Source organism: Streptosporangium fragile (assembly GCF_039534445.1).
GTDB classification, from domain to species: Bacteria; Actinomycetota; Actinomycetes; order Streptosporangiales; family Streptosporangiaceae; genus Streptosporangium; species Streptosporangium fragile.
In genome coordinates this window covers 94,452-114,384 of record NZ_BAAAVI010000020.1, presented here as the reverse complement: position 1 = coordinate 114,384, position 19,933 = coordinate 94,452, and the positions used below count along the sequence as shown (strand labels likewise).

The following is a 19,933-nucleotide window of genomic DNA, read 5'->3' as shown; positions in this document are numbered from 1 at the left end:
TCCCGGCAACGGCCCACCTCGTGGCCAGTAGGGGCTAACGTGAGCGCGGTGTCACGTCTTCCTGGGTTGGGGGCATTCGTCCCAGTAGTGGCCGTCATAACCGTTCTCCTTGCCGCCTGCGGCGTGGTGATCATGGTGATCGGCGTCGGCCGCCCGGCCGAGTCCGGCGGGAGCGCCGCGGCGGAGTCCGGTGTCCGCGACCTGACGGCGATCGCGCCGGTGGCCACCCACCCGCCCGCCGCGACCCCGGAGTCCTCGGCGGGGCCGGAGGTCGCCGCCGCCGGCGGACCCGGGATAACCCCGACCCCGCCCCGGCTGCTCGTGATCTCCTCCTCGACGCTGACCGAGCAGACGAAGGCCGACATCTCCCGGCTCAAGCACGTGCAGAAGATCGACTCCTTCGACGGCGGGGCGGTCAAGGTGTCCGGGGTCGCGCTCAACCTCATCGCGGCCGACCCGGCCAGGTTCCGGGCGTGGGCGCCGAAGGTCGTCGCCGAGCAGCCGAGGGTGTGGCACGCCCTGGCCAGGGGCGAGTTCGTCGCCGACAGCTCGGCCGCGCGCCGCCTCGGGCTGGTGCTCGGCGCGGAGTACCAGGTCGACGGCGGGCCCCGGCTGCGCGCCGCCGCCTCGGCGCCGTTCGGCCTGCCCGGCGTGGACGGCGTCGTGAGCGAGGAGACCGGGCGGCGCCTCGGACTGCTGCCGGGCGTGGCGCTGCTGGTGCACGGGCCGGAGAAGGCCGCCGCCGCCCTGAAGGCGGGGGTGGGCAGGCTGCTGAGCCCGGGCGCCCAGGTGGTCGCGGTAGGCGGCGCCTCCGGCGGGGCGGTCGCGACGGGTAGCGGATCCGGTGGCTCCGCCGCCAAGGCCGGCACGGCGGACACGGGCGGCACGGCCGACCGGCCGGCGGCGGCCCGGCGGGTCACGGTCGGCAGGCCCGGCAGCTACCTGGAGCTCTACCGCAAGTCGGCCGAGGTCTGCCCGGGCCTCTCCTGGACGGTCCTGGCCGCGATCGGCCAGGTGGAGAGCTCGCACGGGCGCAACAACGGCCCGTCGTCCGCCGGCGCGCAGGGACCCATGCAGTTCATGCCCGCCACCTGGAAGGCCTACGGCGTGGACGGCGACGGCGACGGCGTCGCGGACATCTGGAGCCCGTACGACGCCGTCCCCTCGGCCGCCAACTACCTGTGCGCCAACGGCGCCGGGCAGGGCGGCAAGAAGCTGGAGAAGGCCATCTGGTTCTACAACCACTCCTGGTCGTACGTCGCCAAGGTCATGGCCATCTCGCGAGGCTACGCGGCGGCGTACCCCTGAGACCCCGGCGGGGCGGCCGCGTCTCCGCCGGGGCGCGCTCCCGGAACGTCAGCGGGGCGGGCCGGGGCGGCGGGGCGGCGCCGGGCAGCACTCGGCCCCGCACGCCGCCGGCTCCGGCTCGGCGAGCAGCTCGCCGACCATCGCCACGAACCGCGGGTGGGTGCCCGCCGTGGCCGCCCTGGTCAGCGGGAGGCCGATCTTCCTGGCCGTCTCCGTGGCCTCCACGTCGAGGTCGTAGACGACCTCCATGTGGTCGGAGACGAAGCCGATCGGCACCAGCACCACCGCGGGGGCGTCGACCTGCAGCAGGTGGTCGCAGACGTCCGGCTCCAGCCACGGGATGTGCGGGGCGCCGCTGCGGCTCTGCCAGACCAGGTCCCACTCCCGGTCGCCGCCCAGCTCCGCGACGACCAGCGAGGCGGCCCGGCGCAGCTGCGCCTCGTACGCCCCGCCGCCCGGCCCGGCGGTGGCGGCCATCGAGACCGGGATGCTGTGGGCGGTGAAGACCAGCCGCGCCGCGTCACGGTGCTCGTCGGGGAGCCGGCCGAGGGCCTCACGGGTGTGGTCGGCCATCGCCGCGATGAAGCCCGGGTGGTCGTAGTAGTGCCGGAGCTTGACGACCTCCGGTGCCCCCTCGACCGCCGCCCTGGCCAGGGCGATGTCGTCGAGATACTGGCGGCAGGAGGAGTAGGAGCTGTAGGCGGCCGTGACGAAGGCCGCGGCCTTGCGCACCCCGTCGGCCGCCATCTGCCGCAGGGTGTCCTCCAGGTAGGGGTGCCAGTTGCGGTTGCCCCAGTAGACCGGCAGGTCGACGGTCGGCTGCACGGCCGCGATCAGGTCGCGGCACTGCTGGTTGATCGGGCTGGCCCCGCCGAAGCGCTGGTAGTGCGCCTCGACCTCCAGCAGTCGCTCGCGCGGGATGCCGCGGCCCCGCACCACGTTCTCCAGAAACGGCATCACGTCGTCGGGCTTCTCCGGCCCCCCGAACGAGACGACGAGCAGTGCGTCGTAAGTCCCCATGACATTCATCAAACCGCATGCCGGGGTGTCCTCTCGCATGGTCACCCGGAGTCGTCCGGAGATCCCCGCGCCCGCGGATGCATGTTCCGGGACGGCCGCCGGGGTAGGTTCGGAGCCGTGACGCCATTCAACGACATCCGTGACTATGTCGGCGTGCCCCGGGTGACATCCCTGCGGCTTTCCCCCGATGGAACCCGCCTGGTAGGCGTGGTCCAGGCTCTCAACCCCGACGGGAAGTCCTACGGGACGTCCCTGTGGGAGATTCCCCTCGACGGCCGCAGGCCGTACCGGCTGACCAGGTCCGTCAAGGGCGAGGCCGGGGCGGAGTTCACCGCGGCCGGTGACGTGCTGTTCGGCTCCCGCCGTCCCGACCCGACGGTCAAGGACGCCGACGAGGAGGTCTCCGCGCTCTGGCTGCTGCCCGCCACGGCGGGCGAGGCCCGGCAGGTCGCCTCCCGGCCCGGCGGCGTCACCGGGTTCGCGACCGGCGGGCGGACCGTCGTCTTCACCTCCGACGTGCTCCCCGGCGACGAGGCGACCGAGGCCGAGCGGCGCAAGAGCCGCAAGGACGCCGGGATCAGCGCGATCCTGCACGAGGACTACCCGGTCCGCTACTGGGACCACGACCTCGGTCCCGGCGAGCCCCGGCTGTTCGCCGGCAGTCTCGGCGACGACGAGCGGCTGTCACAGGTCAGGGACCTCACCCCGCAGCCCGGCAAGGCGCTGACGAGCCACGCCTCCTACGACGTGACCCCCGACGGTGCCACGGTCGTCACCACCTGGGCCGTCCCGCTTCCGCACGGCGAGCTCCGCTCCGAACTGGTCGCGATCGACACGACCGACGGCGGCGCCCGGCGCGTCCTGGCCGCCGAGGACGGGCACGACTTCGAGGGCCCGGTGAAGGTCTCGCCCGACGGGCGGCTGGTGGCGTGCGTGCGCAGCAACCACGCCGACACCCGGCGCATCCCCGAGAGCACCCTGTGGATCGTCGACCTGGCCACCGGCAAGGGCCGTCCCGCGGGCGGCGGGCTCTGGCCCGCCGACGTGGCCTGGGCGGCTGACTCCCGGTCGCTGTTCGTGGCCGCCGACCACCGGGGCAGGCGCCCGATCTTCCGGGTCCCCGCCGACGGCTCCGCCCCGGTGCGGCTCACCCCCGACGACGCCGCGTACCTCTCACTCAACGCCGCCTCCGACGGGGCCGTCTACGCGCTGCGCAGCGCGGTCGACGCCGCTCCGGCGCCGGTCCGGGTCACCGCGGACGGCGCGGTCGAGCCGCTGGCCTCCCCGGCCCCCGCGCCGGAGCTGCCCGGCACGCTCACCGAGGTCACCGCGACCGCCGACGACGGCGCGACGGTCAGGGCCTGGCTGGTGCTGCCCGAGGGCGCCTCGGCGGAGAGCCCGGCCCCGTTCCTGCTGTGGATCCACGGCGGCCCGCTGGCGAGCTGGAACGACTGGTCCTGGCGGTGGAACCCGTGGATCATGGCCCAGCACGGCTACGCGGTGCTGCTGCCCGACCCGTGCCTGTCCACCGGTTACGGCCCCGAGATGATCCGGCGCGGCTGGGCCGGCTGGGGGCCCCGCACGCACGCCGACCTGATGGCGATCACCGACGCCGCGCTGGAGCTGCCCGGGGTCGACGCGTCGCGGACCGCCGCGATGGGCGGCTCGTTCGGCGGCTACATGGCCAACTGGGTCGCCGGGCACACCGACCGGTTCAGGGCGATCGTCACGCACGCCTCGCTCTGGCACCTCGACCAGTTCGCCGGCACCACCGACGCGTCCATGTACTGGCAGCGCGAGTTCGGCGCCCCGGGCGGCGAGCTGTACGACAGGCTCTCCCCGCACAGGTCGCTGGAGCGCATCACCACCCCGATGCTGGTCATCCACGGTGACAAGGACTACCGGGTGCCCATCGGCGAAGGCCTGCGGCTCTGGTGGGACCTACAGCGCTCGGGCGTGGAGTCGAAGTTCCTCTACTTCCCCGACGAGAACCACTGGGTGCTCAAGCCCGGCAACGCGGTCGTCTGGTACGAGACCGTGCTCGCCTTCCTGGCCCAGCATGTTCTCGGGCGGGAGTGGAAGCGGCCGGAGTCGCTCTCGTGAACTTCCCGGCCTTTTCCGGCTTTCCAGATGCAGCACCGCGAACGAAGAGTGGAGAAGGACAGTGGAGACTCGTGTGATCTTCGGCCACCTGGTCGAGGAGATCGCTCGGGAGGCCGGGGAGATGCTCCTGGCCAAGCGGCCGGCCCGGCCCGAGGTGCTGGCCACCAAGTCCAGCCCCACCGACGTGGTGACCGCGCTCGACCGGGCCTGCGAGGAACTGATCAGGTCCAGGATCAAGGCGGTCAGGCCCGATGACGCGATCCTCGGCGAGGAGGGCGGCGAGGCCGGCGAGGGCCGGGTCCGCTGGATCGTCGACCCGATCGACGGCACGGTCAACTTCCTGTACGGGCTGCCCGAGTGGGCGGTCAGCATCGCGGTCGAGGTCGACGGCGAGGTTGTCGCGGGCGCGGTCAACGTCGTGCCCCGCGGCGAGGTCTTCACCGCGGTCAAGGGCGGGGGCGCCTGGCTGGCGGGGGAGCGGCTGCGCTGCAACACCGGCGTCCCGCTGGAGCGGGCACTGGTCGCCACCGGCTTCGGGTACGAGAGCGGGCGGCGGCGGGTACAGGCGGAGATCCTCGGCCACGTGCTGCCGCGCGTGCGTGACATCCGCCGTGGTGGCGCGGCCTCCTCGGACCTGTGCTCGGTGGCCGCCGGCCGGGTGGACGGCTACTACGAGCGCGGCCTGAACCCCTGGGACTACGCGGCCGGTGGCCTGATCGCCGCCGAGGCCGGGGCCAGGGTCGGCGGGCTCTCGGGCAGGCCGAACAGCCCCGGGTTCACGCTGTGCGCGGCCTCCGGCCTGTTCGAGGAGCTGCACGACCTGCTGCTCCCGCTCGACCCGGAACGCGACGCCTGACGCGCGGGCGCCACGGGCCCCGCGCCGGCGGGGCGCCGCGGGCGGAAGGCCCCGTAGGGCGGCCTTTTCGTCCACGGGGCGCCGCGGAGAACGAAAGAGCCCCCGGCCGCCCCGGTCCTGGAGATCGTCGCAGCACCTGACCCGTTCAGGGGTCGCGGTGTTCGGGATCCGTCAGGACCGGCCGGCCGGGGGCCTCCGTCATCAGCGCTGGATGGGAACGCCGTTGTCTGAGGCCAGACGGCGGAGGTCCTCTATCTCGGCGGTGAAGGTGTCGGCGAGGTAGTCGTCGCCGGTGGACCGGGCCTCCTGCAGATTCCTGTAGGCCTGGTCGAGGCGGTGTTCGATCGTGGTGGTGAACTCGCCCATTTCACCTTCTCTCTCAGGGGACACGGGGGACGGAAAGTGCGGCTTCAGGGACTGGAAGCGGCCTTACCCATGCCCAACCAAGTGCTAAACCTACGTGTTTCCGACATCACGCACGGTGCCTGCCCCCCTCCGCCGGAGGCTTACCGTGTGCTTACAGGGGTTGGGGCGAGAATGAGAAGCCGCCCGCGGCGGCTTGTCAGGGATGCAACAGGAGGTGCCGGAGGCCGTGCGAGTGCTTGTGGTTGAGGACGAGCGGGTGCTCGCCGACGCGATCGCGACCGGGCTGCGCCGTGAGGCCATGGCCGTGGACGTCGCCTACGACGGCGCGGGCGCGCTGGAGCGCACGAGCTACATCGACTACGACGTCATCGTCTTGGACAGGGACCTGCCCAAGGTCCACGGCGACGAGGTCTGCCGCCGCCTGGTGGCCGACCGGACCGCCTCGCGGATCCTCATGCTGACCGCGTCCGGCGACGTCGACGACAAGGTGGAGGGCCTGGGGCTGGGCGCCGACGACTACCTGGCCAAGCCGTTCGTGTTCATCGAGCTCGTGGCGCGGGTGCGGGCGCTCGGCCGCCGCTCCGCCCCGGCGCTCCCGCCGGTGCTGGAACGCAACGGCATCCGCCTGGATCCGGGCAAGCGGCTGGTGACCAGGGACGGCGAGGAGGTCTCGCTCACCAAGAAGGAGTTCGCGGTCCTCGAGGAGTTGCTGCGCGCCGAGGGCGCGGTCGTCAGCCAGGAGGATCTGCTCGACAAGGCGTGGGACGAGAACATCGACCCGTTCACCAACGTGGTGCGCGTCACCATGATGACCCTGAGGAAGAAGCTGGGCGAGCCTCAGGTGATCGAGACCGTGCCCGGGGTCGGATACAAGCTGTGAGCGCACCGGCAGGCGGGGGAGAGGAACGCCCCACGTTCGTCCCGGTGGACGAGGCGCGGCAGTCCGTGCCGACCCATCCGATGATCAGCCCGCACTCCGAGCGGGGCGCCTGGAGGGGTGAGCAGCTCTCCTCCGGTCCCGCGGAAGGCACGGGGAAGGCAGGCGCGGCCCAGTCCTCGCCGCCGGAGGGCCCGCCCACGTGGGACGGCCCGCCTCCGGCGGGCGCCGCCCCGGTCCACCGCACCCCGCTGGAGCGGGCGCGGGCGGTCTTCGACCGGGTCAGCATCCGCTGGCGGCTCACCATCACCTATGCCCTGCTGTTCTTCGCGGCGGGTGCCCTGCTCATGCTCGTCATCTACCTGATGGTGGGCTGGGCGCTCGACGCGGCCTGGCCGCAGCTCCCGCTCGATCTGAGCAATGTGCCCGCCGGTCTCGCCGCCCAGATCGAGCGGGAGTGGTACTGGGCCCAGCACGCCGCCGTGGCGCAGGCGCGCAAGGAACTGCTCTTCCGCTCGCTGATGGCCCTGGCGGGGGTCGGCATCCTGGCCGTCATCATCGGCTACGTCGTCGCCGACCGGGCGCTGAAGCCGATCCAGAAGATGACCGCCACCGCCCGGCGGCTGTCCGGCTCCACGCTCGCCCACGAGCGGATCGACCTCCAGGGCCCCGACGACGAGCTCAAGGAGCTGGCCGACACCTTCGACGCCATGCTGACCAGGTTGAACGTGGCGTTCGACATGCAGCGCAGGTTCGTGGGGAACGCCTCCCACGAGCTCCGCACCCCGTTGACGATCAACCGGACGGTCCTGGAGATCGCCCTGTCCGACCCCGAGGCGTCCAGCGACCTCAAGGCGCTGGGCCGCACGCTCCTGGAGGTCAACGCCCGCAACGAGCGCCTGATCGAGGGCCTGTTGCTGCTGGCCCGCAGTGAGCGCGAGCTGAGCGTGCGCAAGCCCGTGGACATGAAGGAGGTGGCCGAGACCGCCGTCGAGCAGCTCGCCTCGCGCGCGGAGGAGGCCGGCGTCACGGTCACCGCCGAGCTCCGCGGCGCCGAGACGATCGGGGATCCGGTGCTCCTGGAGCGCTGCGTGTCCAACCTCGTGGAGAACGCCATCAAGCACAACCTTCCCGAATCTGGACGTTTGTGGGTCCGGACGGGAATGGTGGAGGGTGCCCTGATTGTTCAGGTGGCCAACACGGGGCCGCACGTGCCCGCGTACGAGGTGAACAGCCTGTTCGAGCCGTTCCGGAGGCTGAATGCCGACCGGGTCGACTCCTCCAAGGGGGCGGGTCTCGGGCTGTCCATCGTCCGCGCGGTCGTGCGCGCCCACGGGGGCAACGTGACCGCCGTGCCTCGTGACGGCGGAGGCCTGGTGGTCACGGTGCGACTCCAGTCGCGCTGATGCGGCGGGGGGCGTCTCGTTCACGCCGTACATGTGGTTGGATGTGCCGTCGAACACGGTGGTGCATGCCGCCAATGCTGTGGTTTACGCCATATTTGGCTAACCCTGCCCATTGGCAGTACGTCCCTCACGTGTAGGGAGGTTCGGTGACCATTCCGGCGGGGTACCGATGCAGGAATCTCTCTGGCGGACCGGGCACAAGTCGTGCCTCTCGGACGTTACACACGCGCGACCGAGCGCAGACAGATAGATGAGGGGGATGGAGCAGACCGATGGCTACCGACTACGACAGCCCACGCAAGACTGACGACGACCTCGGCGAGGACAGTCTTCAGGAACTGCAGGCGCGCCGTACCGACAAGTCCTCGGGCAGCATCGACATCGACGAGACCGACCTCGCCGAGTCGCTCGAACTGCCCGGTGCCGACCTGTCGAACGAGGAGCTCTCGCTCCGGGTGATTCCTCGTCAGGCCGACGAGTTCACCTGTGCGCGATGCTTCCTCGTACACCACCGCAGCCAGCTCGCCGTGGAGAAGAACGGCCAGCAGATCTGCCGGGAGTGCGCGGCCTGACGATTCCGACGGTTTGTCCGAGGTGTGTCCCGCTCATCATGGGTAGGGCCGCAGGACAGCCTTGAGGAGGTTCCGAGACATGGCGTCAGAGAACAGCAAGACCGGTGCCGCGCCGGACGACTCCCCGGCCGAGGAGTCGACCGGCGCGCCGGACCGGGAAACGGCGGAGATCGTCGGCCGGCTCGTGGAGCCGGGCGACATGGACGCGGCCGAGCGGCGGAAGCTGCTCGGCCGCCTCTCACGAACCCTGGCCGCCGGGGCGAAGAAGGCCAAGGCGTCCGGGACGGGCCGGGGCCGCTGGCTGGCGGACGTGTTCATGAGCGTCGCGCCCCGCATCCCCATCCGCGACCTGCACACCCTCTCCGAGCACCACAACGGCCTCACCTCCGAGGCCCTGGCCGACGACCTCGTGCGCACCGCGGCCAAGGCCACCATGACGGTCGGGGCCATCGGCGGCGCGCTGGCCGCAGCCGAGTTCGCCGCCCCCCCGCTCCTGCTCTCCGCCCCCGCCCAGCTCGTGGCCGAGACCCTCGTGGTCGCCGCCATCGAGGTCAAACTCATCGCCGAGCTGCACGAGGTCTACGGCGTCCAGGTCCCCGGCAACGGTTCCCAGCGCGCCCTCGCCTTCGTGACGGCCTGGTCCAGGCAGCGGGGCATCGACCCGCTGTCCCCCGCGTCCTTCACCATCGCCTTCGGCGGCGCGGCCAAGACCGCGCTGCGCAACCGCCTGATGCGCACTCTCGGGCGCCATCTCACGACGCTCGGCCCCTTCCTCACCGGGGCCGTGGCCGGCGGCGCCCTCAACCGCGCCGCCACCAGGAAGCTGGCTGAACTTGTTCGCGGTGATCTGAGAATTCATACCGCCCTTCCCCCGGGAAAGTCATAAAAACGTCGGAATTGGGTAGTTAGCTCAGCAAATACTCGACTCCCTGGAGGAATCAGTGCTGGGCCGCAGCGCGTTCGTGATCGTCGCAAATCGCCTTCCGGTCGACCGGGTGGGGGAGAACATGTGGCGGCGCAGCCCCGGCGGCCTCGTCACCGCGATCGCCCCCGTCCTCCAGCGCAGGGAGGGGGCTTGGATCGGCTGGCACGGAGCCCCCGGGGAACGGCTCGGCCCCTTCGAGCACGACGGCATGCACCTGATCCCGGTGCCCCTGTCGGAGGCGGAGGTGGAGCTCTACTACGAGGGCTTCTCCAACGCCACGCTCTGGCCTCTCTACCACGACGTGGTCGCCACCCCCGTGTACTCGCGCTCGGCGTGGGACGCATACCGCTCCGTCAACGAGCGTTTCGCCCGGGCCGCCGCCGAGGAGGCGGCGGAGAACGCCGTGGTGTGGATCCAGGACTACCAGCTCCAGCTGGTCCCCGCCATGCTGCGCGAGCTCCGCCCCGACCTGCGCATCGGCTTCTTCCTGCACATCCCCTTCCCGCCGGTCGAGCTGTTCTCCCAGCTCCCGTGGCGGCGGGAGATCGTCGAAGGCCTGCTCGGCGCGGACCTGGTCGGGTTCCAGCGCCCCGGCGGCGCGTCCAACTTCATCCGGCTCTGCCGCCGCCTGCTCGGCCTGCAGCACCACAAGCACGAGATCTACGTGGGCGACCGGGTCGTCCGGGCCGGGGCGTTCCCGATCTCGGTCGACTTCGGCGAGCTCGACTCGCTGGTCCGCGAGCCGCACATCATCGCGCGGGCCAAGCAGATCCGCACGGAGCTGGGCGACCCCGAGTGCATGCTGCTCGGCGTCGACAGGCTCGACTACACCAAGGGCATCGGCCAGCGGCTGAAGGCGTTCGGCGAGCTGCTCCGGGAGGGGACGGTCAAGGCGGGCGAGGCGACGTTCGTGCAGATCGCCACGCCGAGCCGGGAACGCGTCGAGGAGTACATGCGCCTGCGCGACTCGATCGAGCTGCAGGTCGGCCGGATCAACGGCGAGCAGGGCGAGATCGGGCACCAGCCCGTGCAGTACCTGCACCAGTCGTACGGCCGCGACGAGCTCGCCGCGCTCTACCTCGCCGCCGACGTGATGGTGGTGACGCCGCTGCGCGACGGGATGAACCTCGTCGCCAAGGAGTACATCTCCTGCCGCCACGACCTGCGCGGCGCGCTCGTGCTGAGCGAGTTCGCCGGAGCCGCCGACGAGCTGCGGCAGGCGTTCATGGTCAACCCCTACGACGTCGACGGTCTCAAGCGGGCCATGGTGGCCGCCATGCGCGCCACCCCGCACGACCTGTCACGCCGGATGCGCTCGCTGCGGCGGCGGGTGTCGACCTACGACGTGGACCGCTGGGCCCGGGAGTTCCTCACCGCGCTGGAAGCGCCCTGATCCCGTCGCCTCCCCGCGGCCCGCGGCCCGCGCCGCCCGCGGTGGGGCCGCGGGCGGCGGCGCCGTCAGGAGGTGATCTCGCCGGCGGCCTCCCTGGCCGCGTCCTTGACGGCCTTCCAGGCGTTGTAGCGCTTCTTGGCGGTGCGGGCGACCACGATCTGCGTCACCTGCATGCCGACCCCCATCACCACGGCGTAACCGATCGCCTCACCCAGGCTGATCTCCAGCGACTCGCTGTCGGCCGGCGGCTTCCTGCCGGTGGCCTTCTCCCAGGCGAAGCCGATGACCTTCTTGGCGGCCCAGGCCGTCGCCAGGCCCAGCAGGCCGCCGATGGCCTTCCACGCGAGGTCCTGCTTCTCGGTCTTGTCGGCCATGTGGTTCCTCCCGTATCAGTTCAGGATCAGAACACTAGTCGCAACCAGCCTGGCACCGTGTGAAGCCATACCATACGGAGGCATGACACAACAGCGACCGCGCCATGCGCCCATGCCCGAGAAACCGACTCTCGACGGCCTGGAAGCCGTATGGGTAGGCCGCTGGGAGAACGAGGGCACCTACCGGTTCGACCGGTCGCGCACGCGCGAGGAGATCTACTCGATCGACACCCCGCCGCCGACGGTCTCCGGTTCCCTCCACGTCGGCCATGTCTTCTCCTACACCCACACCGACACGATCGCGCGCTTCCGGCGGATGCGCGGCCGCGAGGTCTTCTACCCCATGGGCTGGGACGACAACGGCCTGCCCACCGAGCGCCGGGTGCAGAACCACTTCGGCGTGCGCTGCGACCCCTCCGTCCCGTACGACCCGGGCTTCGTGCCGCCCGCCAAGCCCGATCCCAAGCGTCAGATCCCCATCTCGCGCGGGAACTTCATCGAGCTGTGCGAGCGGCTCACGGCCGAGGACGAGAAGGCGTTCGAGGAGCTCTGGCGTCGCCTGGGCCTCTCGGTCGACTGGTCGCTGACGTACGCCACGATCGGCGACGACGCCCGGGCCGCGTCGCAGCGGGCCTTCCTGCGCAACCTGGCCCGTGGCGAGGCGTACCAGGCGGAGGCGCCCACGCTGTGGGACGTCACCTTCCGCACCGCCGTCGCCCAGGCCGAGCTCGAAGACCGTGAGTGGCCGGGCGCCTTCCACCGGGTGGGCTTCACGTCCGCGGGCGGGCGGGGGCCCGGCGACCGGGTCTGGATCGAGACGACCCGGCCCGAGCTGCTGCCCGCCTGCGTCGCGCTCGTCGCCCACCCGGACGACGAGCGCTACCGGCCGCTGTTCGGCACCACGGTCACGACCCCGCTGTTCGGCGTCGAGGTGCCGGTGCTCGCCCACCACCTGGCCGAGCCCGACAAGGGGTCGGGCATCGCGATGATCTGCACCTTCGGTGACGTCACCGACGTCACCTGGTGGCGCGAGCTCGACCTGCCCACCCGCGCCGTCATCGGCTGGGACGGCAGGCTGCTGCCCGAGCCGCCCCCGGGCGTCCCGGCGGAGCCGTACGCCGAGCTGGCGGGCAGGACCGTCCACGGGGCTCGGGAGCGGATCGTGGAGATGCTGCGCGCCTCGGGCGATCTGGAGGGCGAGCCGCGGCCGGTGAAGCGCGCGGTGAAGTTCTACGAGAAGGGCGACCGGCCCCTGGAGATCGTCACCACCCGGCAGTGGTACATCCGCAACGGCGGGCGCGAACCCGGCCTGCGCGACGCGCTCCTGGCGCGCGGCGGGGAGCTGGCCTGGCACCCGCCGCACATGAAGGTCCGCTACGACAGCTGGGTGCAGGGCCTGGCGGGCGACTGGCTCATCTCCCGCCAGCGGTTCTTCGGCGTGCCCATCCCGGTGTGGTACCCGCTGGACGCCGCCGGGGAGCCCGACCGCTCCACGCCGATCCTGCCGCCCGACTCCATGCTGCCGATGGACCCGTCCACCGACGTCCCGCCCGGCTACACCGAGGACCAGCGCGGCAAGGCGGGCGGCTTCATCGGCGACCCGGACGTCATGGACACCTGGGCCACCTCCTCGCTGACGCCGCAGATCGCGGGCGGCTGGGAGCGCGACCCCGACCTGTACGGGCGGGTCTTCCCGATGGACCTGCGCCCGCAGGCCCACGAGATCATCCGCACCTGGCTGTTCTCCACCGTGGTCCGGGCCCACCTGGAGCAGGACACCCTGCCCTGGCGCAACGTCGCCATCTCCGGGTGGATCCTCGATCCCGACCGTAAGAAGATGTCCAAATCCATGGGGAACGTGGTCACCCCGCTCGGCCTGCTGGAGCAGTACGGCTCCGACGCGGTCCGCTACTGGGCGGCCAGCGGCCGTCCCGGCACCGACACCGCGTTCGACACCGGCCAGATCAAGATCGGCCGCAGGCTGGCCATCAAGATCCTCAACGCCTCCCGGTTCGTGCTGGGCCTGGGCGGCGAGGGCGGGCAGGTCACCGAGCCACTCGACCTGTCGATGCTGGCCAGGCTGGCGGAGGTGGTCCGCGAGGCCACCGAGGCGTTCGAGGCCTACGACTACACCCGGGCGCTGGAGCGGACCGAGCGGTTCTTCTGGGAGTTCTGCGACGACTACCTGGAGCTGGTCAAGGCCAGGGCGTACGAGGACGGACCCGCCGCGCGCTCGGCGCACGCGGCGCTGCGTGAGGCCCTGGACGTCATGCTGCGGCTGTTCGCCCCGTTCCTGCCGTTCGTCACCGAGGAGGTCTGGTCCTGGTGGCGGGAGGGCTCGGTGCACCGGGCCGCCTGGCCCGAGACGGCCGGACGCGACGGGCACCCCGGTGACCCGGAGATGCTCCCGGCGGTGGCCGCGGTCCTCGGCCGGGTCCGCAAGGCCAAGTCGGACGCCCGGCTGTCCATGCGGGCCGAGGTCTCCCGGCTGACCGTCGCCGGCGCGCACGCCGACCTCATCCGGCAGGCGCAGGACGACCTGTGCGGCGCGGGCGTCATCGAGGAGTTCGTGCTCCGGGCGGGCGACGGCGAGCCGGTGGTGGAGGTCGAGCTGGCCTGACCCCGGCCGCGCCCGAACGCGAATCTGTCCTCCCCGTCGGGGGATCCTGCCGTACGGTCGAGACACGACAGGTGAGGGGAGGACAGGGCATGACGCCAGGCTGTGGCAACTGCAGCTGCTACCTCGACGACAGGGTGATCTCCCGGCCGCCGCAGGAACGCTGACCCCCGACCGTACGCCGGGCGGCCCGGACCAGGGTCCGGGCCGCTCCTTTTCGTGTCCGATCGATAACCCACGCGCATTCCCGGCCCCGGCGTGACAGTCTGGAACGTGTGATCTCCGATCGGGAACGCCTGACGAACCTGGTGCCACGCCCGCTGCTCCGCCTGGCCGTGTGGAGCCTGTGCCTGATCATCATCGGCTGGGCGGTGTTCTACTTCGCCCAGTTCATCGCGACCCTGCGCATCGTGGTGCTACCGGTGGCCGTGGCGCTGCTGCTGACCGCGCTGCTCTTCCCGGTCACCCGGCGGCTGCGCGCGATGGGCCTGCGGCCCATCTACGCCACGTGGGCCACCATGCTCGTCGCGCTCGCGGTGCTGGGCGGTATCGGCTGGATCATCGGGCTGCGCGCCAACGAGGAGTTCCCCGGCCTGGTCGACCAGGTCAGGGCGACGTCCAAGACGGTGGAGAACTGGCTCTACACCGGGCCGCTGCACCTGCAGCCGACCCAGCTCACCAGCTGGGTCGACGAGATCACCGACCAGATCACCGCCCAGCGCAACGAGATCACCCAGACGGTGCTCACCGGCGCCACGGTGGCGCTGGAGGTGCTGGCCTCCATCGTGCTGCTGCTGTTCGTGACGTTCTTCCTGCTCAAGGACGGCGACCGGATCTGGTCGTGGTTCCTGGGCGCCTTCGGCTCGGTCGCCCCCCGCGTCGACCGGGCCGGCCGGGCGGCCTGGGTGACGCTCTCGCACTATGTGCAGGGCACCGTGGCGGTCGCCGGGGTGCACGGCGTGATCATGGGCATCGTGCTCGCCGGGATGGGCGTGCCGCTCTGGGCTCCGCTGGCCGTGCTGATCTTCCTGGCCAGCTTCATCCCCATCGTCGGCATCTTCTTCGCCGGGGGCGTGGCCACCCTGGTCACCCTCGGCGCCAAGGGCCCGATCTACGCCCTGATCTTCCTCGGCATCCTGGTGGTGGAGCAGCAGCTGGAGAACCACGTGCTCCAGCCGTTGATCGTCGGCAGGGTGCTCAACTTCCACCCACTGGCGATCATCCTGGTGCTGGCCGTGGGCGGCATCCTGGCGGGCATCGCCGGGGCCGCGGTGGCGGTCCCGGTCGCCGCCGTGCTCTACCGGGCGCTGCCCGAACTGAGCAGCGACCGCCCCGCGCTGCCCCCGGCACCGGAACACCCCGAACCCGAGCCGGGGACCGGCCGGCCGGCGCCCGCGGCCGCCCGATCCGCCGGACCGGCCCCGGAGGGCCGCGGAGCGGTGGTGCCCGAGACCGGAGGGGCGGTGGAGACCGTGCCGGAGGGCCGCGGAGCGGCGCGGCCGGCGCACGGGACGGACGGTGCGGGGCCCGCGCCCGAGGCCGGTGAGGCGGCGCGATCGGCGCCCGGCGAGGGCGATGCGCCGGTGAATGAGGAATCTCCGCAGCCCAAGGGGTAACGTTCTCCTCCGTGACCCGTTCCACCGTGACCACCCCCCCGCCGGGGGCGACCCGCCCGCAGGCGGCTCCCGGCGGACCCGCCCCCGGCACCCCGCTCGGCCCGCACTACGGCAAGTGCTTCGGCTGCGGAGACCGGCACCCCACCGGCCTGCACCTGACCGCCCGCACCCCCGACGGGGTCACGGTGGTCGCCGAGTTCACCGTGGGGGAGGCGCACCAGGGCGCGCCGGGCCTGGCGCATGGCGGCATCCTCGCCACGGCGATGGACGAGGTCATCGGCATGTCCGTCTGGCTGTTCCAGCGCCCCTACGTCACCGGGCGGCTGGAGACCGACTACCTGGCCCCCGTCCCGGTCGGGACGACCCTGCATCTGCGTGCCTGGTGCACCGGCGTGTCCGGCCGGAAGGCGTACCTTGAGGCTGAGGGCCGCATCGGCTCCCCGGACGGCCCGGTCGCCGTGCGGGCCGCCGCGCTCTTCATCGAGGTCGGCATGGAGCACTTCGCCCGGCACGGTGACGTGAAGGCCATCATCGACGAGCACCACGAGTACGAGGTGAACCCGTGACCAACACCGTCGAGGTGCTGATCCACCGGCTCGACGCCGGGCTGCCGCTGCCGTCGTACGCCCACGCGGGCGACGCCGGCGCGGATCTCTACGCCGCCGAGGACGTCGAACTGCTCCCCGGCGAGCGGGCCGTGGTCGGCACCGGGGTGGCGATCGCACTGCCCGACGGGTACGCGGCGTTCGTCCATCCGCGCTCCGGCCTGGCCGCCAAGCACGGTGTGACGCTCGTCAACGCCCCCGGCACCGTCGACGCGGGATACCGGGGCGAGATCAGGGTGACGCTGATCAACACCGACACCAAGGAGGCCGCCCGCCTGCGCAGGGGGGACCGGATCGCACAGCTGGTGATCCAGCGGGTGGAGCGGGCGGCGTTCTACGAGGTCGACCGGTTGCCCGGATCGGCGCGCGGCGCCGGCGGATTCGGGTCCACCGGCCGCTGACCGGACACGGACCCGAAGAGGTGAGTGACGTGGCAGACGGTGACCCGGGGCCGGAGCGCACCCGCCAGGCCGTCCGCCGCCACGTGCGGCGACGGACGGGTGACCAGTGAATCTTCAAGGAGCGTGAGGAAAGTGTTCCGACGTCGCCGTCGTGAGGAGTCCCCGGAGACCAAGGCCGTCGAAGCGGCCGAGCAGGTCCCGGCGCGTGAGTCCGGCCCATGGGACGCCGACGAGCCCCATCCCGAGCGGGAGCGGGTCGACCTGGGCGGTATGCGCCTGCCGGTCGACTCCGGTTTCGAGATCCAGCTGAACGTGGCCGGCGACCAGATCGTCGGCGCGGTGATCCTGTTCCAGGAGAGCGCCCTGCAGGTGCACGCCTTCGCGGCGCCCAAGCGCAGCGGGATCTGGGACGAGGTCCGGGCCGAGCTCGCCGAGGGGGTGAAGGGCGCCGGGGGCACCTCCGAGGAGAAGGACGGCCCGTTCGGCGTCGAGCTGGCCGCGAGGATCCCGGCCGACGGGGTCGAGCAGCCGGTCCGTTACATCGGCGTGGACGGCCCGCGCTGGTTCCTCCGCGGTGTGATCAGCGGGCGCGCCGCCGCGGACGCCGAGGCCGCCGCGACACTGGAGGGCGTCATCCGCGACATCGTCGTGGTCCGCGGGGACGAACCGATGCCGCCCAAGGAGCCGATCGAGCTGCGGCTCCCGCCCGAGGCCAGACAGGCCGCGGAGCGGCAGGCCGCCGGCCCGGGGGCGCAGAGCCTCAACCCCTTCAAGCGAGGGCCGGAGATCGCGGAGATTCGCTGACGCGGGGGATCGCGTACGCTGATTCAACCCGTATGTGAAGGAGAGAACCGTGGGTTCTCAGGAGCCGCATAAACAGGGCGGATTTCGAGGCTTCTTCCGCCGCCTGACAGCCGGCCAGGCCGAGCTGGAAGCGGATGAGCTCCGGCAGGACCTCGACCGCCACGGTGCCACGCCCATCGCCTCCTGCGGCGGGCGTCGGCGCTTCTGCGTCACGGGCACGTTGCGGACGGTGACCCTGCGTCCCCGCGGGGGCGCCCCGGCGCTGGAGGCCGAGCTCTACGACGGATCGGACGTGATCGATCTGATCTGGCTGGGCCGCAGGAAGATCGCCGGGATCGAACCGGGCCGGATGGTGCTGGCCGAAGGGCTCGTCAGCATGCAGGATGGGCGCAAAGTCATGTTCAACCCGAAGTACGAGCTGCGCCCTGCGGGCGGTGCGTGAGCGATTGGTGATCACAAGACGGTGAGCGAGAAGATGACCACCACCGACGAGACCGCCGCCCATGACACGGTGGAGGCCGCGATCCGCGGCCAGCTGGCCAAGGCGTTCGGCGGCGTGCGCGGAACCGTCGAGGCGGCCGTGCCCACGATCGCCTTCACGGGCATGTGGATCGGCACCTCCGATCTCAGGCTCTCCCTCATCGTCAGTGTCTCCGCGGCGGTGCTGCTGCTCCTGGTGCGGCTGGTGCAGCGCTCGACGCCGCAGTTCGTGATCAACAGTCTGATCGGCATCGGCATCGGCGCGTTCTTCGCCTCCCGCACCGGTGAGGCGAAGGACGTCTTCCTGCCGGGCATTCTCTACAACGCCGGGTACGCGGCGGCGATGCTCCTGTCGATCGTCACCCGCTGGCCGGTGGTGGGCTTCCTGATCGGGTCCGTCACCGGAGACCCGACGGGGTGGCGCGCCGATCCGGCGGTGGTCAGGCTCTGCACCAAGCTCACCTGGCTGCTGATGATCCCCTGCGTGGTCCGGGTGGCCGTGCAACTGCCCGTCTACGCGATCGGCGGCAACGACGCGGTCGCCGAGCTGGGGATCCTCAAGATCGCGATGGGCTGGCCGCTCCAGATCGCGGCGCTCGCGGGCATGGTCTGGCTCCTGACCAGGGGCCGCACCCCGGTGCGCACCGCGGTCTCCTGACCGCGGGACCGTCCTTTCGACCGTGCGGGCCGGTTCCGGGCCGCACGGGCCGAGGGCACGCGGAAGGCGGCGTACGGGCCGAGGGGCCGTGGAAGACGGCGTACGGGCCGATGGCGAGGGAAAGGCGTGGGGCCCGGTACGGCACGCCGTACCGGGCCCCGCGCCTTTCACCCTCAGCTCGGCGTGCGGTGGTGCGGCGACAGGAGCCGGGCCAGCTCTCCCTCGACCTCCTGGGTGGCCACGAACATCAGCTCGTCCCCGGCCTCCAGCGGGTCGTCGGCGGTGGGCACCAGCACCTGGCCCTCGCGCAGGATCGCGACCAGGGCGGTGTCGGTGGGCCACGGCACCGAGCCGGCCCGCTGCCCGACGACCGGGGCGTCCTCGGGGAGGGTGAGCTCGACCAGGTTGGCCTGGCCCTGGCGGAACGTCATCAGGCGGACCAGGTCGCCGACGCTCACCGCCTCCTCGACCAGCGCGCTCAGCAGGCGCGGGGTCGAGACGGCCACGTCGACGCCCCATGACTCGTTGAACAGCCACTCGTTCTTGGGGTGGTTGATCCGGGCGACCACGCGCGGCACGCCGTACTCCGTCTTGGCGAGCAGCGAGACCACCAGGTTGACCTTGTCGTCGCCGCTGGCGGCGACGACCACGTGGCAGTCGGCCAGACCCGCCTCGTCCAGCGAGGAGATCTCGCAGGCGTCGGCGAGCAGCCACTCCGCCCGCGGCACGCTGTCGATCTTGATGGCCTTGGGGTCGACGTCGATGAGGAGGACCTCGTGGCCGTTCTCCAGGAGCTCGGCGGCGATCGAGCGGCCGACCGCCCCGGCGCCGGCGATGGTGACGCGCATCAGTGCCCCTCCTCCGGCGCTCCGGACAGCACCTTGTTGATCCGGTCCATGTCGCTCTCGGCCGCCATCACGTGCAGGATGTCACCCTCCTGAACCACCGAGTCGGCGCGGGGCAGCAGGGCCTCGCCCATCCGGTTGACGAACGCCAGGCGGGTGCCCGCGGCCTCCTCCAGCTCCCTGGTCGTGATGCCGACCCAGCCGGGATGGTAGGCCACCTCGGCCAGCACCACGGACCCGGTGGGGTCGCGCCAGAGCGGCTCGGCGCCCTCGGGCAGCACACGGCGGAGGATCTGGTCGGCGGTCCACCGGACCGTGGCCACCGTGGGGATGCCCAGCCGCTGGTAGACCTCGGCGCGGCGGGAGTCGTAGATCCTGGCCACGACGTTGTCCACGCCGAACGTCTCGCGGGCGACCCGGGCGGAGATGATGTTGGAGTTGTCCCCGCTGCTGACCGCCACGTAGGCGCCGGCGGCCTCGATGCCGGCCTCCTCCAGGACGTCCCGGTCGAAGCCGATGCCGGTGACCCGGCGCCCTCTGAACCCCGCCCGCAGGCGGCGGAACGCCTGCGGATCGCGGTCGATGATCGCGACCGAGTGGCCGCTGTCCTCCAGGATGTGCGCCAGGGTCGAACCCACCCGGCCGCACCCCATGATCACGATATGCATGCTCCCCCGCCGATGGCTGTGAGGCGGATCTTGTTGTCG

General features: G+C 71.8%; 20 protein-coding genes. 15 read left to right on the top strand and 5 right to left on the bottom strand.

Annotated features, from left to right (window positions below):
* The first annotated feature begins 87 nt into the window (after window positions 1-87).
* Window positions 88-1,308 carry a lytic transglycosylase domain-containing protein gene (locus ABD841_RS15905; RefSeq protein WP_344972089.1) on the top strand — a complete coding sequence of 407 codons (1,221 nt, stop codon included), beginning with the start codon at window positions 88-90 and terminating at the stop codon, window positions 1,306-1,308.
* 48 nt (window positions 1,309-1,356) lie between these two features.
* Here the strand turns inward: ABD841_RS15905 and ABD841_RS15900 are convergent, their stop codons facing one another.
* A complete protein-coding gene (locus ABD841_RS15900; protein ID WP_344972087.1) occupies window positions 1,357-2,328 on the bottom strand; it encodes a ferrochelatase in 972 nt (323 codons plus the stop codon).
* A gap of 81 nt (window positions 2,329-2,409) precedes the next feature.
* On the opposite strand from ABD841_RS15900, the gene ABD841_RS15895 reads away from it, so the two are divergent.
* Both ABD841_RS15895 and ABD841_RS15890 read left to right on the top strand, forming a co-directional pair.
* Entirely contained in the window at window positions 2,410-4,431 is a 2,022-nt protein-coding gene (locus tag ABD841_RS15895) for a S9 family peptidase (protein WP_425581988.1), read from the top strand.
* 61 nt (window positions 4,432-4,492) lie between these two features.
* Complete coding sequence (locus ABD841_RS15890; RefSeq protein WP_344972081.1) at window positions 4,493-5,287, top strand: inositol monophosphatase family protein; 795 nt, start codon at window positions 4,493-4,495, stop codon at window positions 5,285-5,287.
* A 201-nt stretch (window positions 5,288-5,488) separates the two neighbouring features.
* On the opposite strand, the gene ABD841_RS15885 is transcribed toward ABD841_RS15890, so the two are convergent.
* Entirely contained in the window at window positions 5,489-5,653 is a 165-nt protein-coding gene (locus ABD841_RS15885; RefSeq protein ID WP_344972079.1) for a hypothetical protein, read from the bottom strand.
* Window positions 5,654-5,879: 226 nt separating this feature from the next.
* On the opposite strand from ABD841_RS15885, the gene ABD841_RS15880 reads away from it, so the two are divergent.
* The 5 genes from ABD841_RS15880 to ABD841_RS15860 all read left to right on the top strand — a co-directional run bounded on the left by ABD841_RS15880 (window position 5,880) and on the right by ABD841_RS15860 (window position 10,826).
* Window positions 5,880-6,533: a response regulator transcription factor gene (locus ABD841_RS15880; RefSeq protein WP_344972076.1), complete on the top strand. Its 654-nt coding sequence runs from the start codon at window positions 5,880-5,882 to the stop codon at window positions 6,531-6,533.
* Entirely contained in the window at window positions 6,530-7,936 is a 1,407-nt protein-coding gene (locus ABD841_RS15875) for a sensor histidine kinase (protein WP_344972074.1), read from the top strand. The genes ABD841_RS15880 and ABD841_RS15875 overlap by 4 nt, the downstream gene beginning before the upstream one ends.
* Window positions 7,937-8,208: 272 nt before the next feature.
* A complete protein-coding gene (locus tag ABD841_RS15870; RefSeq protein WP_344972072.1) occupies window positions 8,209-8,508 on the top strand; it encodes a DUF4193 domain-containing protein in 300 nt (99 codons plus the stop codon).
* A gap of 79 nt (window positions 8,509-8,587) precedes the next feature.
* A complete protein-coding gene (locus ABD841_RS15865) occupies window positions 8,588-9,394 on the top strand; it encodes a hypothetical protein (RefSeq protein ID WP_344972070.1) in 807 nt (268 codons plus the stop codon).
* A gap of 55 nt (window positions 9,395-9,449) precedes the next feature.
* Entirely contained in the window at window positions 9,450-10,826 is a 1,377-nt protein-coding gene (locus ABD841_RS15860; protein WP_344972068.1) for an alpha,alpha-trehalose-phosphate synthase (UDP-forming), read from the top strand.
* Window positions 10,827-10,891: 65 nt separating this feature from the next.
* Here ABD841_RS15860 and ABD841_RS15855 read toward each other — a convergent pair whose 3' ends face one another.
* A complete protein-coding gene (locus ABD841_RS15855; RefSeq protein ID WP_344972066.1) occupies window positions 10,892-11,200 on the bottom strand; it encodes a DUF4235 domain-containing protein in 309 nt (102 codons plus the stop codon).
* A 112-nt stretch (window positions 11,201-11,312) separates the two neighbouring features.
* On the opposite strand from ABD841_RS15855, the gene valS reads away from it, so the two are divergent.
* From valS to ABD841_RS15820, 7 genes are all read left to right on the top strand, one after another.
* The gene (gene valS / locus ABD841_RS15850; RefSeq protein ID WP_344972064.1) at window positions 11,313-13,820 is read left to right on the top strand and encodes a valine--tRNA ligase; all 2,508 of its coding nucleotides are present in this window, start codon (window positions 11,313-11,315) and stop codon (window positions 13,818-13,820) included.
* A 272-nt stretch (window positions 13,821-14,092) separates the two neighbouring features.
* Window positions 14,093-15,433: an AI-2E family transporter gene (locus ABD841_RS15845; protein WP_344972062.1), complete on the top strand. Its 1,341-nt coding sequence runs from the start codon at window positions 14,093-14,095 to the stop codon at window positions 15,431-15,433.
* A gap of 11 nt (window positions 15,434-15,444) precedes the next feature.
* Window positions 15,445-15,999 (top strand): PaaI family thioesterase, encoded by a 555-nt coding sequence (locus tag ABD841_RS15840; RefSeq protein ID WP_344972060.1) that lies wholly within the window; start codon window positions 15,445-15,447, stop codon window positions 15,997-15,999.
* Window positions 15,996-16,439, top strand: coding sequence for a dUTP diphosphatase (dut, locus tag ABD841_RS15835; RefSeq protein WP_344972058.1), 444 nt, complete (start codon window positions 15,996-15,998; stop codon window positions 16,437-16,439). The genes ABD841_RS15840 and dut overlap by 4 nt, the downstream gene beginning before the upstream one ends.
* Window positions 16,440-16,571: 132 nt before the next feature.
* Window positions 16,572-17,243, top strand: a complete 672-nt coding sequence (locus ABD841_RS15830; RefSeq protein WP_344972056.1) for a DUF3710 domain-containing protein — start codon at window positions 16,572-16,574, stop codon at window positions 17,241-17,243.
* A 49-nt stretch (window positions 17,244-17,292) separates the two neighbouring features.
* Complete coding sequence (locus ABD841_RS15825; RefSeq protein WP_344972054.1) at window positions 17,293-17,685, top strand: OB-fold nucleic acid binding domain-containing protein; 393 nt, start codon at window positions 17,293-17,295, stop codon at window positions 17,683-17,685.
* A 33-nt stretch (window positions 17,686-17,718) separates the two neighbouring features.
* Window positions 17,719-18,381, top strand: a complete 663-nt coding sequence (locus ABD841_RS15820) for a DUF3159 domain-containing protein (RefSeq protein ID WP_344972117.1) — start codon at window positions 17,719-17,721, stop codon at window positions 18,379-18,381.
* A gap of 173 nt (window positions 18,382-18,554) precedes the next feature.
* Here the strand turns inward: ABD841_RS15820 and ABD841_RS15815 are convergent, their stop codons facing one another.
* Both ABD841_RS15815 and ABD841_RS15810 read right to left on the bottom strand, forming a co-directional pair.
* Window positions 18,555-19,229, bottom strand: coding sequence for a potassium channel family protein (locus ABD841_RS15815; RefSeq protein ID WP_344972052.1), 675 nt, complete (start codon window positions 19,227-19,229; stop codon window positions 18,555-18,557).
* A complete protein-coding gene (locus ABD841_RS15810) occupies window positions 19,229-19,894 on the bottom strand; it encodes a potassium channel family protein (RefSeq protein WP_344972050.1) in 666 nt (221 codons plus the stop codon). The genes ABD841_RS15815 and ABD841_RS15810 overlap by 1 nt, the downstream gene beginning before the upstream one ends.
* Window positions 19,895-19,933: the final 39 nt, after the last annotated feature.